13 protein-coding genes are annotated in these 22,092 nt (G+C 59.2%); 6 read left to right on the forward strand and 7 right to left on the reverse strand.

Translation table 11 applies throughout. The annotated features are described in order from the left end of the window. Positions 1 to 131: 131 nt before the first annotated feature. Positions 132 to 2,342: a RelA/SpoT family protein gene (locus H3L91_RS01375; protein WP_007341619.1), complete on the reverse strand. Its 2,211-nt coding sequence runs from the start codon at positions 2,340 to 2,342 to the stop codon at positions 132 to 134. 194 nt (positions 2,343 to 2,536) lie between these two features. Next, a complete protein-coding gene (locus H3L91_RS01380) occupies positions 2,537 to 2,893 on the reverse strand; it encodes a hypothetical protein (RefSeq protein WP_007341620.1) in 357 nt (118 codons plus the stop codon). A 442-nt stretch (positions 2,894 to 3,335) separates the two neighbouring features. On the opposite strand from H3L91_RS01380, the gene grxB reads away from it, so the two are divergent. After that, a complete protein-coding gene (gene grxB, locus H3L91_RS01385) occupies positions 3,336 to 3,980 on the forward strand; it encodes a glutaredoxin 2 (RefSeq protein WP_007341622.1) in 645 nt (214 codons plus the stop codon). Positions 3,981 to 4,343: 363 nt separating this feature from the next. On the opposite strand, the gene H3L91_RS01390 is transcribed toward grxB, so the two are convergent. The 5 genes from H3L91_RS01390 to H3L91_RS01410 all read right to left on the reverse strand — a co-directional run bounded on the left by H3L91_RS01390 (position 4,344) and on the right by H3L91_RS01410 (position 9,012). Beyond that, positions 4,344 to 6,179 (reverse strand): ribonuclease catalytic domain-containing protein, encoded by a 1,836-nt coding sequence (locus H3L91_RS01390; protein WP_040658552.1) that lies wholly within the window; start codon positions 6,177 to 6,179, stop codon positions 4,344 to 4,346. A 292-nt stretch (positions 6,180 to 6,471) separates the two neighbouring features. Continuing rightward, a complete protein-coding gene (dksA, locus tag H3L91_RS01395) occupies positions 6,472 to 6,888 on the reverse strand; it encodes an RNA polymerase-binding protein DksA (protein ID WP_040658554.1) in 417 nt (138 codons plus the stop codon). A 190-nt stretch (positions 6,889 to 7,078) separates the two neighbouring features. Beyond that, on the reverse strand, positions 7,079 to 7,873 hold the full coding sequence (proC, locus tag H3L91_RS01400) for a pyrroline-5-carboxylate reductase (RefSeq protein WP_007341625.1): 795 nt from the start codon (positions 7,871 to 7,873) through the stop codon (positions 7,079 to 7,081). After that, the gene (locus tag H3L91_RS01405; protein ID WP_182109853.1) at positions 7,870 to 8,292 is read right to left on the reverse strand and encodes a hypothetical protein; all 423 of its coding nucleotides are present in this window, start codon (positions 8,290 to 8,292) and stop codon (positions 7,870 to 7,872) included. Before H3L91_RS01405 ends, proC begins: the two co-directional genes overlap by 4 nt. A 3-nt stretch (positions 8,293 to 8,295) precedes the next feature. Continuing rightward, positions 8,296 to 9,012, reverse strand: a complete 717-nt coding sequence (locus tag H3L91_RS01410; protein WP_007341627.1) for a YggS family pyridoxal phosphate-dependent enzyme — start codon at positions 9,010 to 9,012, stop codon at positions 8,296 to 8,298. A gap of 128 nt (positions 9,013 to 9,140) precedes the next feature. Between H3L91_RS01410 and H3L91_RS01415 the strand changes: the two genes are divergently transcribed. From H3L91_RS01415 to H3L91_RS01435, 5 genes are all read left to right on the forward strand, one after another. Then, on the forward strand, positions 9,141 to 10,178 hold the full coding sequence (locus tag H3L91_RS01415) for a type IV pilus twitching motility protein PilT (protein ID WP_040659291.1): 1,038 nt from the start codon (positions 9,141 to 9,143) through the stop codon (positions 10,176 to 10,178). Positions 10,179 to 10,204: 26 nt separating this feature from the next. After that, positions 10,205 to 11,440, forward strand: coding sequence for a PilT/PilU family type 4a pilus ATPase (locus tag H3L91_RS01420; protein ID WP_007341629.1), 1,236 nt, complete (start codon positions 10,205 to 10,207; stop codon positions 11,438 to 11,440). A 492-nt stretch (positions 11,441 to 11,932) separates the two neighbouring features. After that, entirely contained in the window at positions 11,933 to 20,959 is a 9,027-nt protein-coding gene (locus H3L91_RS01425) for an ESPR-type extended signal peptide-containing protein (protein ID WP_182109855.1), read from the forward strand. Positions 20,960 to 21,032: 73 nt separating this feature from the next. Next, complete coding sequence (locus H3L91_RS01430) at positions 21,033 to 21,557, forward strand: outer membrane protein assembly factor BamE (RefSeq protein WP_007341634.1); 525 nt, start codon at positions 21,033 to 21,035, stop codon at positions 21,555 to 21,557. Positions 21,558 to 21,569: 12 nt separating this feature from the next. Beyond that, entirely contained in the window at positions 21,570 to 21,998 is a 429-nt protein-coding gene (locus H3L91_RS01435) for a hypothetical protein (RefSeq protein ID WP_007341635.1), read from the forward strand. Positions 21,999 to 22,092: the final 94 nt, after the last annotated feature.

The raw sequence follows: 22,092 nt of genomic DNA on the forward strand, positions 1-22,092 counted from the left end.
AGCGCGAATTTGGTTGGCGGCAGAGACTGCGCGCGCCGCTGGGGCGACAAGTCCCAGTCCAATATCAAAGGCCGTCTGAAAACACAGTTTCGGCGTAGCTAAAACCGGTTTTCAGACGGCCTCCAAACCGTTTACAGCCGCGTAACCGACAGCACGCCGCGTATGCCGCCAAGGTCGGCCAGCACGCGCGACAGGTCGTTTACCTGCCTGATTTCCAAGGTGAAACGCATGCTGGCTTCCAAATCGCGCGACTGGGTTTGCACGCCGGTTACGTTGATTTTGTGCCGCGCCAGATTGTCGGACACGTCGCGCAAGAGGCCGCTGCGGTCTTGGGCGCGGATTTCGATGTCCACGGCGAACACCTGGCTGCCGTCCGCCCCGCTCCATGCGGCGGGCAGCACTTTTTCCGGCGATTGGGCGGCCAGCTTTTGCAGCGACGGGCAGCTTGCGCGGTGGACGGAAATGCCTTTGGTGCGGGTAACGAAGCCGACGATGTCGTCGGGCGGCGCGGGTTTGCAGCATTTGGCCAGCGTGGTCAGCAGGCCGTCTTCGCCGTCCACCAGAATGCCGTTGCGGCTGCTTTTTTGGATTTTCGACTGCCGCACGATGTTTTCTTCGCTGACGGCTTCGGGCTGCGGTTCGGCCAGTGCGCCGCAGGCTTTCTGCACGGCGCGGGCGGAGATTTCGCCTTGTCCGACGGCGGTGTAGAGCTCGTCGGTTTTTTTGAAGCCGAGGTTTTCGGCCAGGTCTTGCAGATTGGGTTTGGGGTGGATTTTGGCGAGCAGGCGGTCGAGTTGGGCGCGGCCGTTTTCGCGCACGGCATCGGCGTTTTGGCGGCGGATGTAGGCGCGGATTTTTGCAATCGCTTTGTTGGATTTCACCCAGCCTTCGTAGAGCCAGTTGACCGACGGCTCGCCCTCTTTGGCGGTGATGATTTCGACGCGCTGGCCGTTTTCCAGCGGGGTGGACAGCGGCACGATCTGGCCTTCGACTTTCGCGCCGCGACAGCGGTCGCCGATGCTGCTGTGCAGGGCATAGGCAAAATCGATGGGTGTTGCGCCGGTGGGCAGCGACAACACTTTGCCGTGCGGCGTTAACACATAAATGGTGTCGTTGAAGAGTTCGGTTTTGAAGGCGGCGGCGAGGTCTTCTTTGCCGCTTTCGGCCATGTTTTCGCGCCAGTCGAGCAGTTGGCGCAGCCAGGCGATTTTCTGTTCGTAGGCCGCGTCGCCCTTGCCGCCTTCTTTGTAACGCCAGTGGGCGGCCACGCCGAATTCGTTGAACTGGTGCATTTCAAAGGTGCGGATCTGCACTTCCACGCCTTTGTCTTCGGGGCCGACAATCACGGTGTGCAGCGACTGGTAGCCGTTGCCTTTGGGGTTGGCGATGTAGTCGTCAAACTCGCCGGGAATCGGCTGCCACAGGCTGTGGACGATGCCCAGCGTGGTGTAGCACTCGGCCACGCTGTCCACCAGAATGCGCACGGCGCGGATGTCGTACAGGCCGTCGAAATCCAGCTTTTTCTTGACCATCTTTTTATAGATGGAATAGATGTGCTTGGGGCGGCCGGCCAGGTCGTAATGGCGCACGCCGTGCCGCGCCAGCTCGGTGCGCAGTGTGTCGAGGAAATGGTCGATGTATTCGAGCCGCTCGGTGCGCTTTTCGTCCAAAAGGCGGGCGATGCGGCGGTATTCTTCAGGATTTTGATGGCGGAAGCCCAAGTCTTCGAGCTGCCATTTGAGCTGCCACACGCCCAAACGGTTGGCCAGCGGCGCGAAAATGTCGAGCGTTTCCTTGGCGATGGCGCGTTTTTCGGGGCTGTCGGGCACGCCGCCGAGAAAATGCAGGGTTTGCGTGCGCATCGCCAGTTTGATGATGACCACGCGGATGTCGGACACCATCGCCAGCAGCATCTTGCGCATGGTTTCCGCCTGCGCCGCGCGTTCTTCGGGCGTGGCGAGGCTGTCCATGCGGGCGAAATGGGTGAGCTTTTGCACCTCGTCGATGCCGCGCACCAGATCGGCCACGGTTTTGCCGCATTTCTCCGCCACCTCTTCATACCAGCCTTCGCGGTAGGACGATACGTCGGCCAGCACGGCGGCGGCGGCGGCTTCGGGCAGCAGATCGATCTGCGCCACCGTCCGCGCCGTTTCCAAAAGGTGCGCCAGCAGCGGCTCGCCCATCGGCGTGGCGGCATCGGCGGGGTAGGCGGCCTGCGCCAGAGCCAGTGCCTGTTCCAGCATCGTCTGCTGCGCCGCATCCTGCGCGGCGGCATATTGCGCAAACCATGAAGAGGCCGTCTGAAAATCCTCTTTGCCGTTGGGCGAAACCGTGCCAACCATAAAACACTCCGAATCCGAATGCGGAAAAAAGACGGGGCATTGTAGCCCAAAGGCCGCCGCTGCGCTAAGCCGGCGGGCGTTTGCAGGCGGCCTTTGCGCCTTCTATGCAGGCCGTCTCCGCCGACGCGGGGATGCCGTTTCTGAAAACAAAAAAGCATCCGGAAAAACCGGATGCCTTCGGGCGGAAAATCGGATTAGCTGAGGTTGCGTTCCACGTCGACCAAAGAGCGGCGGGCAAGAGCCAGGTTGGATTTGGATTTGTCCAATACGGAGTAGAGGAACAGGCCTTCGTGTTTTTTCAGAGGGCGGATGAGGTGGTATTGTTTGCCCAAGGTAATCAGGATGTCTTCGATCACATCGTTGAGGCCGAGCATTTTCATGGTTTTCATCTTCGCGCTGACCACTTCGGTGTTGCCTGCAGCGGCGATTTCGAGGTCGATGGAGGGCGAGCCGCCGCCGGCCAGCATCATGCCGCTTTCAAAATCGACAACGGCCGCAGCCAGTGCGCCGTCCACGTTCAACATTTCCGATACTGCTTTATCGTAATTCATAATACACTCCAAAGGATAACAAGTTAGTAAGGGAAACCGGACTGCTGCTGAACCAAGCCGACGGTTTCCGCCGTTTCGATAATGTGATGTGGTTTTTATGCCGGACCGCCCGGCAACGGTTACCGGCCGGAGGGGCGGCGGTAAAGTTGGGCGCAGTATATGCCTGCGGTTTAATTAAGTAAACCGCCGCGCTGCTTAAATTTCAGGCAACATAGCCTGCCATTAGTCGGGTTTTCCTGCCGTTTGTTTATTTTTGAAAAAATACCCCATAAAAAACAACAATAAACATTTGATTAAATTTTCAGCACATATTTTGTAAAAAATAGTTAATTGTTTATTTGAAACAACGCTTTGGCAACCTGCCGGTTTGGCGGTATGATTCGCGCGGCCTTCGGCGGCGGCCTGTTTCCCCGTTTTGCCGCCCCAGCAAGGAGACAAAAAAATGAAATTCTACATCTACGACCACTGCCCCTTCTGCGTGCGCGCCCGCATGATTTTCGGCCTGCGCGGCGTGGCGGTGCAGCAGATTTTTTTGCAAAACGATGATGAAGCCACCCCCATCCGCATGATCGGGGCGAAACAGCTTCCGATTCTGGAAAAAGACGACGGCACGTTTATGGGCGAGAGCCTCGACATCGTGCGCCATATCGATGAAACTGCGGGCAAAGGCCGTCTGAAAGAGGCCGTGCGCCCCGAAATTCAGGCATGGTTGGACAAAGTCGGCCAATACGCCAACAAACTCATCCAGCCGCGCGACGTGCTGGCCGGTTTCCCCGAATTCGCCACGCCCTCGGCGGTTGCCTATTTCACCGAACGCAAACAAAAGCTGATCGGGGATTTCGCCGAAAATCTGGAAGCGACCGGCCGCTATCTGGCGCAGCTCGATGCCGACCTGGCGGAGCTGGAACCCCTGATTGCCACGCCCGCATCGGCCGAAGCGGCGGGGATGGAAGACATCCTGCTGTTCCCGCTCCTGCGCAACCTCACCATCGTGCGCGGCCTGGTGCTGCCGCCGAAAACGGCGGCCTACGTTGCGGCGGTGTCGGCCATGAGCGGCGTGCCGCTTTTGACGGATAAGGCAGTCTGAAAAGATTGCCGCCCAAGCGCAGAGGCCGTCTGAAAACGCAGCTTTCAGACGGCCTTTCGTGTAGGTCGGGCATAAATGCCCGACCTACAGAACTTGGAGTAGGTTCAATCAGGTAGGTTGGGTTCCGACCCGACATCATCGGACGATCGGGAAGTGTTGGGTCAAGACCCAACCTACTACCGTCTGATGCAGCGGGGTAGGGTGTGTCGCCCTGAGGCGGCGCACGCGTTTTCTGCCGCCCGACAAATTTGCGCGTTTCCACAGCCCAAACCGCGTGCGTGGCTGCGCCACACACCCTACAAAGCGGCAAAAGGCCGTCTGAAAAACAGATTTTCAGACGGCCTTTTTAACGGGCGGGCGGCCTTATGCCACGGCGTTGAGGTAGTTCAGGGCGATGAAGCGGTTTTCGGGGTCGAGGCCGGTGATGCGCAGTTTGACGGTGGTGCGCGGGGGCAGTTCGACGGGGAGGCCGGTGGCGCGGACGGTGAGGGGCAGGCCGGTGAGGCGGACGAGGTCGTCTTTGAGGACGGCGGCTTCGGTTTCGGCGGCGTTGTTCTGTTGCAGCCAGACGAGGCTCCAATAGTGTTCGAGTTCGCGCTGGAAGTCCTGGCAGGCGGTGTAGGCGGTTTCAAAGTCGCGCAGTTGGGCGAAGAGGGCGGGGTCGTTTTTTTCAAAACGGGGTTCGCTGCCGCCGGTCAGGGCGATGAGCTGCCGCTGGTTGACCCAGTCGGCGGCGCGGCGCAGGGGGGAGGTGAACCAGCCGTAGTGGGCAACGCCCATGCCGATGTGGGCTTCGGCGCGGGTGCTCATGCGCACTTTGCCGGGGGCGGGTTGGACGCGGAAGAGGCCGGGCAGGCCGGCTTCGTCGAGCATTTGCGCCCAGGTGCTGTTGGCGAGGATCATCATTTCGCTGACGAGGGTGTCGATGGGGGAGTTGCGCTCGCGTCGGGTTACGGCGACGCGGCCGTCGGGGAGCAGTTCGATGCCGCAGTCGTATTGCACGGGGCGGTCGGGTTCGTATCTGCCGCGCTGTTTTTGCCGTTCTATGGCGAGGCGGTAAAGCCAGGCGAGGTCGTTGTGATGGGGGAAGGCGTTGCCGCCCTGTGTGCCGGTTTCGCGGTTGAAGTGGGGTTCGATGTGTTGGATGCGCAGGTTGTGGGCGATGGCGACGCGTTCGGTTTTGCAGACGGGGTTGGTGATTTGGAAGTCGGCGTCTACGTCGAAATAGAGGCTGAGGGCGGGCGGAGTGCGTCCGGCGTCGAGGCTGAATGCGGCGATCCAGTTGTCGGGCAGCATGGTGATTTTGCCGCCGGGGAAGTAGGCGGTGCTTTGGCGTTGGAAGACGGTGGCTTCGATGGCTTCGGAAAGGGCGGGGGCGGCGATGTGGATGCCGACGCGTTTTTTTCCGTCGGGCAGGTCTTGTACGGAGAGGGCGTCGTCCACTTCGGTGGTGGATTCGTCGTCGATAGAGAAGGCGCGCACGTTTTCGGCAAGGGGCAGCTCGGGCAGTTCGGGCAGGGGGGTGGCGGGGGGCTGCACGCCTTGGGGGTATTGGCGCAGCTCGAAGCCTTCGCGCAGGTATTGGGGCAGGGAGGGGATGCCGCCGGTGTGTCGCGCCAGTTCGTAGTGGCTGAGTTTGAGCGCGTCGGCGGCTTTGGCGAAGGCTTTGTAGGCGGGGCTTTGTTTGTCGGGGGCGTGGAGGATGGTTTTGAGTTCGACGGCGATTTCGGCGGGCAGTTCGCCGTTTTTCAGACGGCCTGTCCAGTCTTCGATTTGCGCGTCCTGCTGTTTTTTGCGCTCGATGGCGGCCAGGGCTTGTTTGAGGGTGTCTTCGGGGGCGGCTTTGAAGATGCCTTTGCCCTTTTTGTAGAAGTACATCGGGGCGGCGTAGAGGGCGATGAGGGTGGCGGCCAGCTCGGTTTTGGACGGGGCGCGGCCGTAGTATTCGGCGGCGGCTTCGGCGGCGGTGAATTCTTCCGCGCCGCCGGTTTCCCACAGCAGGCCGGTATCGATCTGCGCGGCTTCGGCCTGCGCGGCGGCGAGGAAGGCGGCGGGGTCGCCGTCGAATTCGGTGAAGACGTTGGCGGCTTTGATTTTGGCGCGTTTGCCGCTGAGGGTGTCGGCCTGGTAGGCGGCTTCGGTTTTTTGGACGATGCGGGCGGTTTTGAATTGTCCGGATTCTTCGTAAAAGATGTTCATGACGGCTTTGGGCGGGCTGGTGTAAACGGCGGGATTATACAGATTAGGGTCTGTTGACAATCAACGTTTCGGCGGCTTTTACGCCCTAAACGGCATCTGCCGCGTTGCAAATCCCCGCAAGGTGTCCAACCTTGCTGCGGTTTGCGCCTTGCATCTGCCGTTTTATGACGCAAAATCCGCTGCAAAAGTCGAATGTCAACAGACCCCGGCTACAACAGAGGCCGTCTGAAAAACATTTTTTCAGACGGCCTTTTCGGTATGGGCGGTGCGCCGGGACGGTGAATACGGGTTTTTAGTCGGCGAACTGTTTTTTCATGCGTTCGCGCCGCTCCTGCGCTTCGACGGACAGGGTGGCGGTGGGGCGGGCGAGCAGGCGTTTGAGGCCGATGGGTTCGCCGGTGTCGCGGCAGTAGCCGTATTCGCCCTGGTCGATGAGGCGGATGGTGTCTTGGATTTTGTTCAGCAGTTTGCGTTCGCGGTCGCGGGTGCGCAATTCCAGCGCGTATTCTTCTTCCTGCGTGGCGCGGTCGGCGGGGTCGGGGGCGGTTTCGTGTTTTTTCAACTCGGCGGCGGTGTCGGTTGCGTTGGCAATCAGTTCTTCCTGTTGTTTGAGCAGCAGCTCGCGGAAGAATGCAAGCTGGTCTTCGTTCATGTATTCGTCTTCCGGGCCGTTCCAGTCGATGATGTCCTGTTCGGTCAGTTTGGCCATGGTTGCCTCTCTATCGGTTTGTGATAAAACTTTTTTAATCAATATGATGTGGCGCATCGCACCGAAAAAAACCACCCGTGCTCCGACGGGTGGCGCGCATGATAGCACGGATTATCCTTTTAACTTTTGTTTTGCAATCCGCTTACATTTCTTAATCGGCAGGGCATGCGGCGTGCCGCAGCCGCGTTTTTCAGACGGCCTGAAACTGTTGTTCCATTTCCCGCGAACGCGCCACGCAGGCTGCCGCGCCTTTGGCAATGGCTTCGGCGACGTGTTCGGCTTTGAAGGTTTCGACGGCCTCGTGGGTGGTGCCGCCTTTGGAGGTAACGTTTTGGCGCAATACTGTGAAGTCTTCGCCGGTTTGCGCGGCCAGTTCGACCGCGCCTCGGAAGGTGGCGAGGCTGAGTTTGCGTGCGTCTTCGCGGCTGAATCCTTGTTGTTCGGCGGCGGTTTGCAGGGCTTCGAGCAGGTAGAAGACATAGGCCGGGCCGCTGCCGCTGATGCCGGTGATGTTGTGCATTTTGTCTTCGCTCTCGAGCCAGACGGTTTGGCCGACGCTTTGCATGATGCGCTCGGCCACGGCCTTGTCGGCATCGGAGAGGCCGTCTGAAAACAGGCCGGAGACGCCCATGCCGATTTTGGCGGGGGTGTTGGGCATCACGCGCACAATGCGGCGCGTGCCGCCGAGATAAGCGGAAAGGGTGGCAATGCTCAAACCGGCGGCCACGGAGAGCACCAGCGCGCCGCCGGTTTTCACGCCCGCGCAGGCGGCCTGCATGTCCTGCGGTTTGACGGCCAGTACCAGCACGTCGTCCGCGCCCAATTCGGGCAGGGTTTCGGACACGGACACGCCGAGTTCTTTCACCAAGCGTTCGCGTGTGGCTGCGCTGCGGTCGGCAAGGTGCACCTTGTAGCCGCCCTGTTTCACCAAACCGCCCGCAATGGCGGAGGCCATATTGCCGCCGCCGAGGAAATAGATGTTCATGTTTCGCTCCTTATATATATTATATATATATATAGAAATCGGTTTTGCATGGTTGAGGCCGTCTGAAAAACAGTTTTTTCAGACGGCCTTTGCCAAAGGTTTGCCGTAGAAATCCGTGTCCAAACCGTCGGCGTAGGGGTGGTATCGGTTTGCCAAACCTGCGCGCCGCGTCTCAGCCATTCGGTGTAGGCGCAAAGCTCTGCGGCGTGTTCGGGCGCGGCGGCGAAAATGCCGTTATGGCGGTGGGATTCGGCGATGTGTTCCAGCAGCGCAAGGAGGTTTCCGTTGCAGCGCAGTTTGTGCGGCGCAAGCCGCAACAGGGTGCGGATGAAGCGCAGCTCGTCGGCAAAATCGAGAACGGTCGGCAGGGTCTGCGCTTCGGCGCACAGCGCGGCAAGGGTTTGGTCGGCCGTTTGCATTTTTCAGACGGACTTTTGCCTTGCGGCCGCCCCGTAGTCGCGCCGCCCGAATACCGCGCTGCCGATGCGCACATGCGTCGCGCCGCAGGCAACCGCCGTTTCCCAGTCGCCCGACATGCCCATCGACAGCACGTCCGCCGCCACGCCCACCGCGTTCAAATCCGCCAGCAGCTTTTGCATTGTGCCGAACTGTTCGGCCAACGCCGCCCCGTCCGCTCCCGCTTCGGCCACGCACATCAGCCCGCGCACGCGCAGATTGGGCAGTTTGGCAACCTCGCAAGCCAGCGCGACGGCCTCTGCGGGCGGCACGCCGTGTTTAGCCGCCTCACCCGCAATGTTCACTTCGACGCACACCTGCAAAGGCGGCATTTCAGACGGCCGCTGCGCACTCAGCCGCTGCGCGGTTTTCAGACGGCCTATGGTGTGCACCCAATGGGCGCGCTCGGCCACGGCTTTGGTTTTGTTCGACTGCACGTCGCCGATAATGTGCCACACAATATCGGGCAGATCGGCCAGATCGTCGGCTTTGGCCAGCCATTCCTGTATATAGTTTTCGCCGAAATCGCGCGCTCCGGCGGCATACACCGCGCGGATGTCGTCCGCCGGAAAGGTTTTCGACACCGCCACCAGGCGCACGCTTTCAGACGGCCTGCCCGCCTTTTGCGCCGCCGCCGCCAGCTTTTGCACCAGATTCTGATAATTGTGTTGCAGGGTTACCATGATAATTGCCTGATTGGACTGGAATTTACCGATTTGTGCAGATTTGCATGGAATAAAACGGCGTTCTTAATTAAAATGGGCGTTATTTTTTGCAAGAAATTGTAACTGAAAAAGACAAGGGCCACATTATGCAAATTACCGACTTGCTCGCATTCGGCGTGAAAAACAAAGCGTCCGACTTACACCTCTCCTCCGGCCTGCCGCCGATGATCCGCGTTCACGGCGACATCCGCCGCATCAACCTGCCGGAAATGAACGCCGAAGAAGTCGGCCACATGGTAACGTCGGTGATGAACGACTTGCAGCGCAAAAACTACCAGCAAAACCTGGAAACCGACTTCTCCTTTGAGCTGCCCAACGTCGCCCGCTTCCGTGTCAACGCCTTCAACACCAACCGCGGCCCCGCCGCCGTGTTCCGTACCATTCCCAGCAAAGTGCTGACGCTCGACGACCTCAAAGCCCCGCGCATCTTCCAGAAAATCTCCGACAACCCGCGCGGCCTCGTGCTGGTTACCGGCCCTACCGGCTCGGGCAAATCCACCACGCTGGCGGCCATGATCAACTACGTCAACGAAACCCAGTCCTCCCACATCCTCACCATCGAAGACCCGATCGAGTTTGTCCACGAGAGCAAAAAATGCCTCATCAACCAGCGCGAGCTGCACGAACACACCCACAGCTTCGCCAACGCCCTGCGCTCCGCCCTGCGTGAAGACCCGGATGTTATCCTCGTGGGCGAGATGCGCGACCCCGAAACCATCGGCCTCGCCCTCACCGCCGCCGAAACCGGCCACCTGGTGTTCGGCACCCTGCACACCACCGGCGCGGCCAAAACCGTCGACCGTATCGTGGACGTATTCCCCGCCGGCGAAAAAGAAATGGTGCGCTCCATGCTGTCCGAATCCCTGCGTGCCGTTATTTCGCAAACCCTGCTGAAAACCCGCGACGGACAAGGCCGCGTCGCCGCCCACGAAATCCTGATTTCCACCGCCGCCGTGCGCAACCTCATCCGCGAAAACAAAATCGCCCAAATCGGCTCCGCCCTGCAAACCGGCCAGCAGTACGGCATGCAGACCCTCGACCAGTCGCTGCAAAACCTCGTGCGCACCGGCGTGATTTCCCAGGAAACCGCCCGCGCCAAAGCACAAAACGCCGACTACATGTAACCCGCAACGGATCACGGAGAACCACCATGAGCTCAATCCCGCAAGACCTCAACGGCCTGTTGAACGAAATCGTGTCCGACTACTCGTCCGACAATAACCCCCACCTCGCCAACGAAAGCCCCGCCGCCATCGGCCAGCACCTGCACCCCATCCTGGCGCGCATGTGCGAAGAAGCCGAAAAACGCGGCGCGTCCGACATCTTCATCAGCTCCGGCTTTCCCCCCTCGGTAAAAATCGACGGCAACCTCATCCCCGTGCCCCTGCCCGCCCTCACCCCCGCCGAAACCGAGCAGATTGTCGCCTCCACCATGAACGCCGCCCAGCGCGAAGAATACGTCCGCGCCCACGAAATCAACTATTCCGTGCAGTCCAAAGGCAACGTGCGCTACCGCGTCAACTCCTACCACGAACAAGGTCGCTGCGGCCTCGTCATGCGCCGCATCAACACCGAAATCCCCTCCGTGGAAGATCTCGCCCTGCCCCTCAAACTCAAAGAACTCGTCATGCAGAAACGCGGCCTGCTCATCCTGGCGGGCGCGACCGGCTCCGGTAAATCCACCTCCATGGCCGCCATGCTCGACCACCGCAACCGCAACCTTCCCGGCCACATCATCACCATCGAAGACCCCATCGAGTATCTGCACGTCCCCCGCCGCTCGATCATCACCCAGCGCGAAATCGGCATCGACACCGAAAGCTGGGAAATCGCCGTGCAAAGCGCGATGCGCCAAGCCCCCGACGTCGTCTGCGTCGGCGAGGTGCGTTCCGTGGAAAGCATGGAATACGCCCTCCAACTTGCCCAAACCGGCCACCTCTGCATCTTCACCATCCACGCCACCACCGCCAACCAAACCATCGAACGCATTATGAACCTGTACCCCGAAGAGCGGCACAAACAGGTTCTGATCGACCTGGCCATGAACCTCGTCGGCATCATCGGCCAGCGTCTCGTCGTCAAAAAAGGCGGCAAAGGCCGCACCGCCATCGTCGATTTGATGATCAACACCCCCGCCGTGCAGGATTTGGTATTCAAAGGCGACCTGTTGGGCATCAAAGACCTCATGACGCGCGGCCAGGGCGACGGCATGCAAACCTTCGACCAACACCTCTTCGACCTCTATGTCGCCGGCACCATAGACTACGACGAAGCCATCCGCCAGGCCGACTCCGCCAACGACCTGCGCCTGCGCATCCAGCTCTACGAAGAAGGCAACAAGCCCGACCACATCTTCGACCGCGTCAGCGACCTCAACCTCATCTGACACGGATGTTTTTCAGATGGCCTGCCCCGCGCAGGCCGTCTTTTTTGTGTAAACAGAGGCCGTCTGAAAACCTGCTTTCAGACGGCCTCTTAACCGATACGGGCGGAAAAACAACAAACTCACCACCGTTAGTAACATTGCTACGCCTTTTTATCATAAAAGGTTGCAAAAGGTTTGGAATATGCATATAAGCTCGGCCAGCCCGTTTGCTGTATCCGTGAAACACAGGCGGGAACAAATCCGAAAATCTGCGAAATCCGGCCGGAAAACGTCATATCGTGCTAAACCTCCGCAAACGGGGCGAACAAGAAAAAAAAGCCGTCTGAAAACCCTTTGGGCATGAGCCGAAAGAAATTTTCAAACGGAGGCGGGCAGGAAAAGTGCGATGGCACGAAATTTGCAGCAAAGTTTGGTTGCGATGCAGCCGCTGCCGCCGTGGCAAAACACGGCAGGTGCCGGCGGCAGAAAAGTTTTAACAAAAAGGAAGTCAAAATGAACAAAATCTATCGTACTGTTTACAATGAAACGACCAACACATGGACGGCCGTGGCCGAAATTGCCAAGGCGAAAGGGAAGTCCAAATCCAGTAAAACCGCCATAGCGAGTGTTGCCGTGGCCGGTGCACTGCTTTCCTCTGCCGCCGTGCAGGCAGAAGGGCTTAAATGGGGAAACGGTGCGACCGCAGAAGGCGACGAATCCATCGCCATGGGCGTGAACAGCACGGCCAAAAGCAAGTACACAATCACATTGGGAGCGAGAGCGAAAAACGAAACCAACGGCGAAGCTGCCGTTATCATTGGTAACGATGCCAAGGCAATAGCGGATGTAAACGCCAGCACTGCGGCAAATACAATGGGTCAGCAGGTTGCCATCGGTGAGGCAAGCGTCGCCAACAGCCAATCCGTCGCGCTGGGTGCGCAAACCTATGCGACCGGACAGGCTTCGATTGCCATCGGTGGCGACGATTTGGGTAATAACGACAGTAAAACGTCCGCCGGAAAATATACCGGGGCAGATGCATGGCGCAATTACGCCGGTCAGCCGATTACTGTGGAAGGCGTTACCACCAAAGACGCTTCCGACCCCGCAATCGGCTTTACCAGTACCACGGCAAGCGGACGCGGTTCGATTGCTTTGGGTCATATGGGGCAGTCCACCGGCAAAGCCTCCGTTGCAATCGGTGCGGATTCCCACGCGGAAGCCGACGGTGCAATTGCCGCAGGCATGGTGTCGCAGGCCACAGGCGCGGCCGCAGTGGCGGTCGGTGTCGGTGCGCAGGCTAAAAAAGACCATGCAACGGCCATCGGCCTGAAAGCAGTGGCTTCCGAGACCAATTCGTTTGCGGCAGGAACTAATGCGCAAGCGTCAAAAACCGGCGCAACTGCCGTCGGCGTGGACAGCAATGCGTTGGCAGAGCATTCCATCGCCATCGGCAGCAATGCGAAAGTCAGCCAGACCGCGCCGACAACCACTCAAAACACCAAAGGCGTTTCCGACGCATCCATCGCCATCGGCCAGACTTCGTATGCCGAAGGTTTGGCAGCCGTTGCCGTCGGTGCGAAAACCAAGGCAATCGAACATGCCGTAGCCATCGGCACGGAAACCAAGGCCGAAGGTCTGAGTGCCGTGGCCATCGGCTCGAACAGCCAGGCAACCACTACCAACTCCGTCGCCGTTGGTACGACCAGTAAGGCTTCGGGTGCAAATGCAACCGCGCTGGGTCAGGCGACACAGGCATTGGGTCAGTCGTCCGTTGCCGTCGGCGACGGTGCTGTTTCCACAGCGGCCGGCTGGGGTACGGCTGTCGGCAATTCGTCCGAAGCGCGTTACGGTGCGTCTGCTTACGGCCATCTGGCCAAAGCCACTGGCGAGAAAAGCGTAGCCATCGGCGACAGTGCCAACGGTGCGGGAAACAATGCCGTGGCCGTCGGCAATACCGCCGCCGGACAAGGTGAAAATGCCGTGGCAATCGGCAATACCGCCGCCGCATCCGCCTCTAACGGCATCGCGGTCGGCAACAATGCCAAAGCGAAAGCTGTCGCTGCGGTTGCCATTGGCGCAAGCGCAGGTCTGACTTCCGACGAAACCACCAAAAACACCAACACCCGCGCCGTTATGATCGGTGTCAGTGCAGGTCATAGCGCACGCGATATTAACGATTCCGTGTTGATCGGCTGGGAAGCCGGTAAAGATTTAGGCAAAGCCAACCAGTCCAGCAGCAACAATATCGGTTTGGGTGCGCGCGCGTTGTCGGGTGCAAACGGCAGTACCAACGTTGCCTTGGCAACCCAGGCCGGATTGGGCGCAACCGGCAACAACAACTTCTTCGGTCAAGTAAACGCAGGTTCATACGTAACCGGCGACAACAACGTTGCCATCGGCAAAAACGCCTTGAAAGGCACGGATGCGGCCAAGCTCACCGTCAGCGATGCCGTTGCATTGGGTACGGACGCTACGGCAAACAAAGACAAAGCCGTCGCTTTGGGTGCAGGCGCAAGCACGGCCACCGAAGCCAAACAAATCAGCACGGCCACTGTCGGCTCGACCACTTACGGCGGCTTTGTCGGCAAAGTAAACGCCACCGGCTACCAAGTCTCCGTCGGCGCGAAAGATGCCGAACGCCAGCTCAAACACGTTGCCCCGGGCGAAATCTCCTCCACCAGCACCGATGCCATCAACGGCAGCCAGCTTTACAGCGTGGCCAGCGGCCTGCAAACGCAGATTGCCAACATCTCTTCTTCCGGCGGCAATGTACATTTCTATCATGTAAACGGCGCATCTACCGACAACAACTACAACAACGACGGCGCGACCGGCGCGAAGGCGATGGCCGCAGGCATCAATGCCAAAGCCAAGGGCGCAAGCTCGATTGCCATCGGTAATGCAACCGTTGAAAAGGAATCCACTGCCAACGGCGCGGGGACAGCCAAAACCGAATCCGAAGGTGCGATTGCCATCGGCGATACTTCCTATGCCGCCGGCACACATGCGATTGCCATGGGACAGGCACGCGCCGAGCAGAAGGATTCCATTGCCGTAGGCTCGAATGCCCGCTCCACCGCCGAATACACCGTCGCCATCGGTCAAAACGCGGTATCCTCGAAACAAAATGCCATTTCCATCGGCAGCAGCTCCAATACCGCAGCCGACAACAGCATCGCCATCGGCAGCAACAGCTCCACATCATCCAACGGCTCGGTAGCCTTGGGTCACGGCTCGCAGGCAACCCGCGACGCCATCAATGCGACTGCCGTCAAAGCTACGTCCACTGCCGCTGTGGCGCAGAACCAGGTTTATGCTTTGGATGCGGCCAGCAATACCGATAAAAACAACATCGCCGCTACGGTTAAAGGCGCGTCCGGCGCGGTTTCCGTCGGTACGCAGCAGGATACCCGCCAAATCATCAACGTGGCCGCCGGTACGGAAGACTCCGATGCGGTAAACGTGGCGCAGTTGAAATCCGTCGCCAATCTGGTGAAAAACACCACGCCGACCAAAGTCGCCCCGGCAACAGGCAGCAAAATCACAGTTAACAACAAAGGCACGGCCACCGCGCCCGATTATGAATTGGATCTGTCCGCAGATGCCAAAACCAGCCTGAACAAAGCCGATACGGCGATGCAGAACTTCAAAGTCGCCACCGTTCCGAGCAAAGGCGGTACACAGACTGCCGGAGAGAACGTAGGCAACGGCGAAACCCTGACTTTTGAAGCCGGCGACAATGTCAGCATCAGCCAAACCGGCAAAAAAATCACTATCAATGCCACAGGCTCAGGCGCAAGCAAAGTCGAAGCCGCAACAAACAGCCCGATTACCGTGGGCGGCACAGGCACAGCCACCGATCCTTATAAAGTCGGTGTAAGCACTGTCGCGCTGACCCATACTGCACGCGGCGTGGTCAACACGCCGGCTGCAACCGACGCAGGCAAGCTGGTTACCGCCGGCGAAATCGCCAAAGCCATTAATAATTCCGGCTTCATCGCCACTTCCGGCAAGAGCGGAACGGGTCAGGTGAGCGGTACGAGCGAAGAGCTTGTAAACCCCGGTGATATCGTGAAATTTACTGCGGGCAACGGCATTAAAATCGAACAAAACAAGGGTGAGTTCACCATCAGCAATATCGCCGGCGGTGCTTCCGGTACGCCCAGCGTAGTTGAAGCGGCAACCAACAACCCGATTACCGTGGGCGGTACAGGTACGGCCGCCGATCCGTACAAAGTCGGCGTAAGCACCGTTGCATTGACCAACTCGGCAACCGGTACGGTTAATGCGCCGAATGCGACCGACTCAGGCAAACTGGTTACCGCCGGCGAAGTTGCCAAAGCCATCAACGGCAGCGGCTTCACGCTGAAAACTTCCGCAGTCAGTGGCGAGGGTGAAAAAGATGCCGCATCAACCACCGATGAAATCGTCAACCCCGGCGATGCCGTGGAAATGATTGCCGGCAAAAACCTGAAAGTGAAACAGTCTGCCGACGGAAAAGTAACCTACTCGACCAAAGACGCGGTTCAGTTTAATACCGTAACTGTCGGTGGTGTCAGCATTGACCAGAATAACGGCATCAATGCGGGCAGCAAAAAAATCACCAATGTTGCAGCAGGATCGGTCAGTGCAACGAGTCGCGATGCCGTAAACGGCAGCCAGCTGTACGCCGTTGCCAACAACCCGCTGACCTTCGCAGGCGACAGCGGCACGAACGTTGAACGCAAACTGGGCAGCACCGTGAACGTCAAAGGCGGCGTAACCGACGCGGCCAAACTGAGCGACAACAACATCGGCGTAGTAGCCAACGGCACAGACGGGTTGAACGTCAAACTGGCCAAAGAGCTCAAAGACCTGACCAGCGCCGAGTTCAAAGACGCTGCGGGCAACGTGACCAAAGTTGGCGGCAACGGCGTTACCATCACGCCGAAAGCTGCGGGCAAGAAACCGGTGAGCCTGACTTCAAACGGCCTCAACAACGGCGGCAACACCGTTACCGGCGTAGGTTCCGCACTGAACCTCTACCCTGCCGGTACACCCAAAACAGCCGGACTGCTCGACCTCTCCAACCTGAGTGCCGACCAGAAAGCCAGCGCGGCCACCGCAGGCGATCTGGCCAACATGGGCTGGGTAGTCAGCTCCGACAAAACCACTGGTAACGAAAGCCAGGCATTCAGCGGCCAGGTTAAAAACGCAGGCGAAGTCGAATTTGTCGGCACAGGCGCGGCCAACGTCTCCGCCAAAACCGTCAACGGCAAACACACCGTAACCGTCGGCGTAGACAGCGCCAGCATTGCCGACAGCATTGCCCAGCCCGTCGTCTACACCAAAGCCGACGGCAGCAAAGCCTACAAACGCGGCAACAAATTCTACGACGCGCAAACCGGCGGCAACGAAATCCAACCCGCCGACGTCATCGCCTCCATGAACAACGCCGCGGGCAGCACCACCGCCCCGATGACCCTTGCCAACGTCAAAGACAACCTCAAAGACGCAGCCAACGGCAAAGCGGTCAGCACACTGGCAGGCGGCAGCCGTGCCGACCTGACCAAAGGCAAAGGCGGCAGCAATGCGGCGACCGTCAACGACGTACTCAACGCAGGCTTCACCGTCCAAGGCAACGGCGTAGCGAAAGACTTCGTAACCCACGGCGACACCGTCAACTTCGCCAACGGCCAAGGCACAGTCGCCAAAGTCGAAAGCAAAGACGGCGTAACCAAAGTCAGCTTCGACACCCCGATGCAGTACGTTGACAACACCGGCAGAGCCAGCACCGATCCGACCAACACCGTCAGCCTCGTCGGCAAAGACAGCGGCAAACCCGTACAGGTTAAAAACGTCGCAGCCGGCACACTGAGCAACACCAGCACCGATGCCGTAAACGGCAGCCAGCTGTACGCCGTTGCCAACAACCCGCTGACCTTCGCAGGCGACAGCGGCACGAACGTTGAACGCAAACTGGGCAGCACCGTGAACGTCAAAGGCGGCGTAACCGACGCGGCCAAACTGAGCGACAACAACATCGGCGTAGTAGCCAACGGCACAGACGGGTTGAACGTCAAACTGGCCAAAGAGCTCAAAGACCTGACCAGCGCCGAGTTCAAAGACGCTGCGGGCAACGTGACCAAAGTTGGCGGCAACGGCGTTACCATCACGCCGAAAGCTGCGGGCAAGAAACCGGTGAGCCTGACTTCAAACGGCCTCAACAACGGCGGCAACACCGTTACCGGCGTAGGTTCCGCACTGAACCTCTACCCTGCCGGTACACCCAAAACAGCCGGACTGCTCGACCTCTCCAACCTGAGTGCCGACCAGAAAGCCAGCGCGGCCACCGCAGGCGATCTGGCCAACATGGGCTGGGTAGTCAGCTCCGACAAAACCACTGGTAACGAAAGCCAGGCATTCAGCGGCCAGGTTAAAAACGCAGGCGAAGTCGAATTTGTCGGCACAGGCGCGGCCAACGTCTCCGCCAAAACCGTCAACGGCAAACACACCGTAACCGTCGGCGTAGACAGCGCCAGCATTGCCGACAGCATTGCCCAGCCCGTCGTCTACACCAAAGCCGACGGCAGCAAAGCCTACAAACGCGGCAACAAATTCTACGACGCGCAAACCGGCGGCAACGAAATCCAACCCGCCGACGTCATCGCCTCCATGAACAACGCCGCGGGCAGCACCACCGCCCCGATGACCCTTGCCAACGTCAAAGACAACCTCAAAGACGCAGCCAACGGCAAAGCGGTCAGCACACTGGCAGGCGGCAGCCGTGCCGACCTGACCAAAGGCAAAGGCGGCAGCAATGCGGCGACCGTCAACGACGTACTCAACGCAGGCTTCACCGTCCAAGGCAACGGCGTAGCGAAAGACTTCGTAACCCACGGCGACACCGTCAACTTCGCCAACGGCCAAGGCACAGTCGCCAAAGTCGAAAGCAAAGACGGCGTAACCAAAGTCAGCTTCGACACCCCGATGCAGTACGTTGACAACACCGGCAGAGCCAGCACCGATCCGACCAACACCGTCAGCCTCGTCGGCAAAGACAGCGGCAAACCCGTACAGGTTAAAAACGTCGCAGCCGGCACACTGAGCAACACCAGCACCGATGCCGTAAACGGCAGCCAGCTGTACGCCGTTGCCAACAACCCGCTGACCTTCGCAGGCGACAGCGGCACGAACGTTGAACGCAAACTGGGCAGCACCGTGAACGTCAAAGGCGGCGTAACTGACGCGGCCAAACTGAGCGACAACAACATCGGCGTAGTAGCCAACGGCACAGACGGGTTGAACGTCAAACTGGCCAAAGAGCTCAAAGACCTGACCAGCGCCGAGTTCAAAGACGCTGCGGGCAACGTGACCAAAGTTGGCGGCAACGGCGTTACCATCACGCCGAAAGCTGCGGGCAAGAAACCGGTGAGCCTGACTTCAAACGGCCTCAACAACGGCGGCAACAGAATCACCAATGTTGCGCCGGGCACAGCCGATACCGATGCAGTCAACGTTTCCCAGTTGAACCAGGCGGCAGCGAAAGCGGCCAACAAAGTTGAAGCGGGCAGCAACATTGTCGTTACCCCGACTCAGAACAAAGACGGCAGCACCACTTACAAAGTGGCCACCGCCAACGATCTGAAAGCCAACAGCTTCACTGCGGGCGGCGTATCGCTTTCTGCCAAAGGCATCAACGCTGGCAACAAAGCCATCACCAACGTTGCCGCCGGTGTGAACAACACCGACGCAGCCAACGTCGGCCAGGTGAAAGCGGCGAAAACCGAAGTCAAAGCCGGCACCAATATTGCTAGCGTTGTGGAAACCAAAGGCAGCAACGGCCAAAGCATTTACACCGTGAATGCCGACGGGGCGAGCGTTTCGGCCGGCTCTACCGCCCTCACCGTTACCAAAGGCAGGAAAAACGCCAACAACGTAACCGACTACGCCGTGGATCTGTCGGCCAAAACCAAAGCCGACATCGCCAAAGGTGCGGCCGCGAAAGACGCGCTGGACACCAAAGGCCTGACCTTCACCGGCGACACCGGCACAACCGGCGTGAAAAAACTGGGCAGCCAGGTAGCCGTAACCGGCGACAGCAACATCACCACCAAAGCCGACGCTTCGGGTGTGAATGTCGCCCTCAAACGCGATCTGAACGTGGACAGCGTTACCGCCGGCAACACCACCGTGAACAACGGCGGCGTTACCATCAAATCGCCGACCACCGGTAATCCGAACAACACCGTGAACCTGACCGCAAACGGTCTGAGCAACGGCGGCAAGCAGATTACCAATGTTGCCAGCGGTTTGAACGGCAGAACCGTCGCCCAGATCAAAGCCGAAGGCAGCAAGGCGGCAGAATGGAACAATGCGGCGACCGTTGGCGACTTGACCCAGGTTGAAAACAACGTAACCAATATTTCCAACAATTACAGCAAAACCCTCGGCGGCGACAACAACCAGTATGTCGACAACACCGGCAAGCTGACCCCCGCCGGCAAAGTTGCCCTAAAAACCTACAACGTTTCCGGACAAAAAGAGTACGTCAACAACTCGGTCATTTCCGCCATCAAAAACATGAACGAACAAGGCATCAAGTTCTTCCATGTGAACGACGGACAAACCCAGATCGACCAGGCCACCAACACCGAGGATTCCAGCGCGTCCGGCAGATACGCCGTTGCTATCGGCTACCAGGCCAAAGGCAACGGTGTGGATGCCGTAGCGATGGGCAGCCAGTCTGTGGCTTCCGGCCAGAACGGCATCGCCATCGGCAAAGGCGCGCAGGCAACCGGCAAGAATTCCATCTCCATCGGTACAGGCAACAAGGTATCGGGAGCGAATTCCGGCGCGTTCGGCGACCCGACCATTATGGACGGAGCCAACAGCTACAGCGTCGGTAACAACAACACCGTCGCCACAGACAACACCTTTGTCTTGGGCAACAACGTTACCGCCACCAAAGCCAACTCCGCGTTCTTGGGCAACAAGTCGGGCAGCTTCTCGCAAACCGGCTCGACCACCGACGCAACCACCGGCGTACATAAAGCCGTATCCGGCAGCAGCAACTACACCTACCTGGGTGCGAACGACGCCAATGTTGCGGGCGTAAGCGACACAGTCGGCATCGTCAGCGTCGGCAACGCAAGCGAAACCCGCCAGGTACAAGGCGTGGCCGCAGGCGTGATTTCCGCCACCAGCACCGACGCCATCAACGGCAGCCAGCTGTACTACACCAACCAGGCCATCAACCAAAACATCAACAACCAAGTGGTCAACATGGGCAACCAGTTGAACCAGAAAATTGACGATGTGGCGGCCGACTCCAAAGCCGGAACGGCTGCGGCGATGGCAGTGGCCGGTCTGCCTCAAGCCTACCTGCCCGGTAAGAGCATGATGGCCGTCGGCGGCAGCGTGTACCGCGGCGCAAGCGGTTACGCCATCGGCTACTCCAGCATTTCCGACGGCGGAAACTGGATCATCAAAGGCACCGTAACCGGCAACTCGCGCGGCCATGTCGGCGGCACCGCTGCCGTAGGCTACCAGTGGTAATGTCGTAAACGTTTTCAGACGGCCTCTTTTATAATAGAGGCCGTCTGAAAACCAAACTTAAAGGATTTGAAACATGAAAAATACACAATTTCTGAAAACGGGCGCGGCACTGGCCGCCGCCTGCCTCCTGGCTGCCTGCGCCACCAAAAGCAAAATTACCGCCGAGGGCACGACCGACAACCCCGTGTTCCCCAAACCCTATTCCCTCACCTTCAACAAAGACCGGGGCACCTTCCCCACCTATGACGAGCTGGACAAAATGCGCCCCGGTCTGACCAAAGACGACATCTACAAAATCCTCGGCCGCCCGCACTACGACGAAGGCATGTACGGCGTGCGCGAATGGGACTACCTCTTCCACTTCTACACCCCCGGTGTCGGCGTCGATCCCGACAACACCTCCGGCGTGGACGGCATCACCACCTGCCAGTACAAAGTGATTTTCGACAAACACAAATTCGCCCGCAGCTTCCACTGGAATCCCGTATTCCCGCAAGGCGCGGTCTGCCCGCCGCCGCAGCCCGAGCCGCCCAAAGCCGAGCCGCAGGTCATCATCCGCGAAGTCGAAGCCGCCCCGGCGAAAAAAATCCGCCAGTAAGACCGCAGCGCGATGTTGAGAACCTTATGGGCACTGATGCTGCTGGGCGCGGGCCTTACCGCTTCCGCCTCCGGCAGCATCGATGATTTCAAACAGAGCAGAAAAGTGGTGGTCGATACCGCCAATGCCGAACTCTGCTTCGCCGACAGCGGACAATGCCATCCCGTTCTGGTGGGCAAAACCACGCCGAAAGGCCGGTTTGACATGAAAATCTACAAAACCGACAAGCGCGGCTACGGCGGCGACATCATCGGTTTCAAGCAGGAAAAAGACTTCCTCTTCGCCCTGCACCGCGTGTGGACGCTCAAACCTTCGGAACGCCGTTTGGAACGCATCAAATCGCCGCTGGCCGCCGACCGCATCATGACCAACGGCTGCATCAACGTCAGCGACGACGTGTACGAACAGCTTAAACAGTATTTCGTATTGGAAGTTATCTGACCAAAGCGGGGCGCAAGCCCCGTTTTTTTTTGCGTCTGCGCGGCCGCCGGAGCGAAACCCGGCGGCGGGCGGGCAGTATGGAAAGAGGCCGTCT

It is taken from the genome of Neisseria bacilliformis, from assembly GCF_014055025.1.
Taxonomy (GTDB): Bacteria; Pseudomonadota; Gammaproteobacteria; order Burkholderiales; family Neisseriaceae; genus Neisseria; species Neisseria bacilliformis.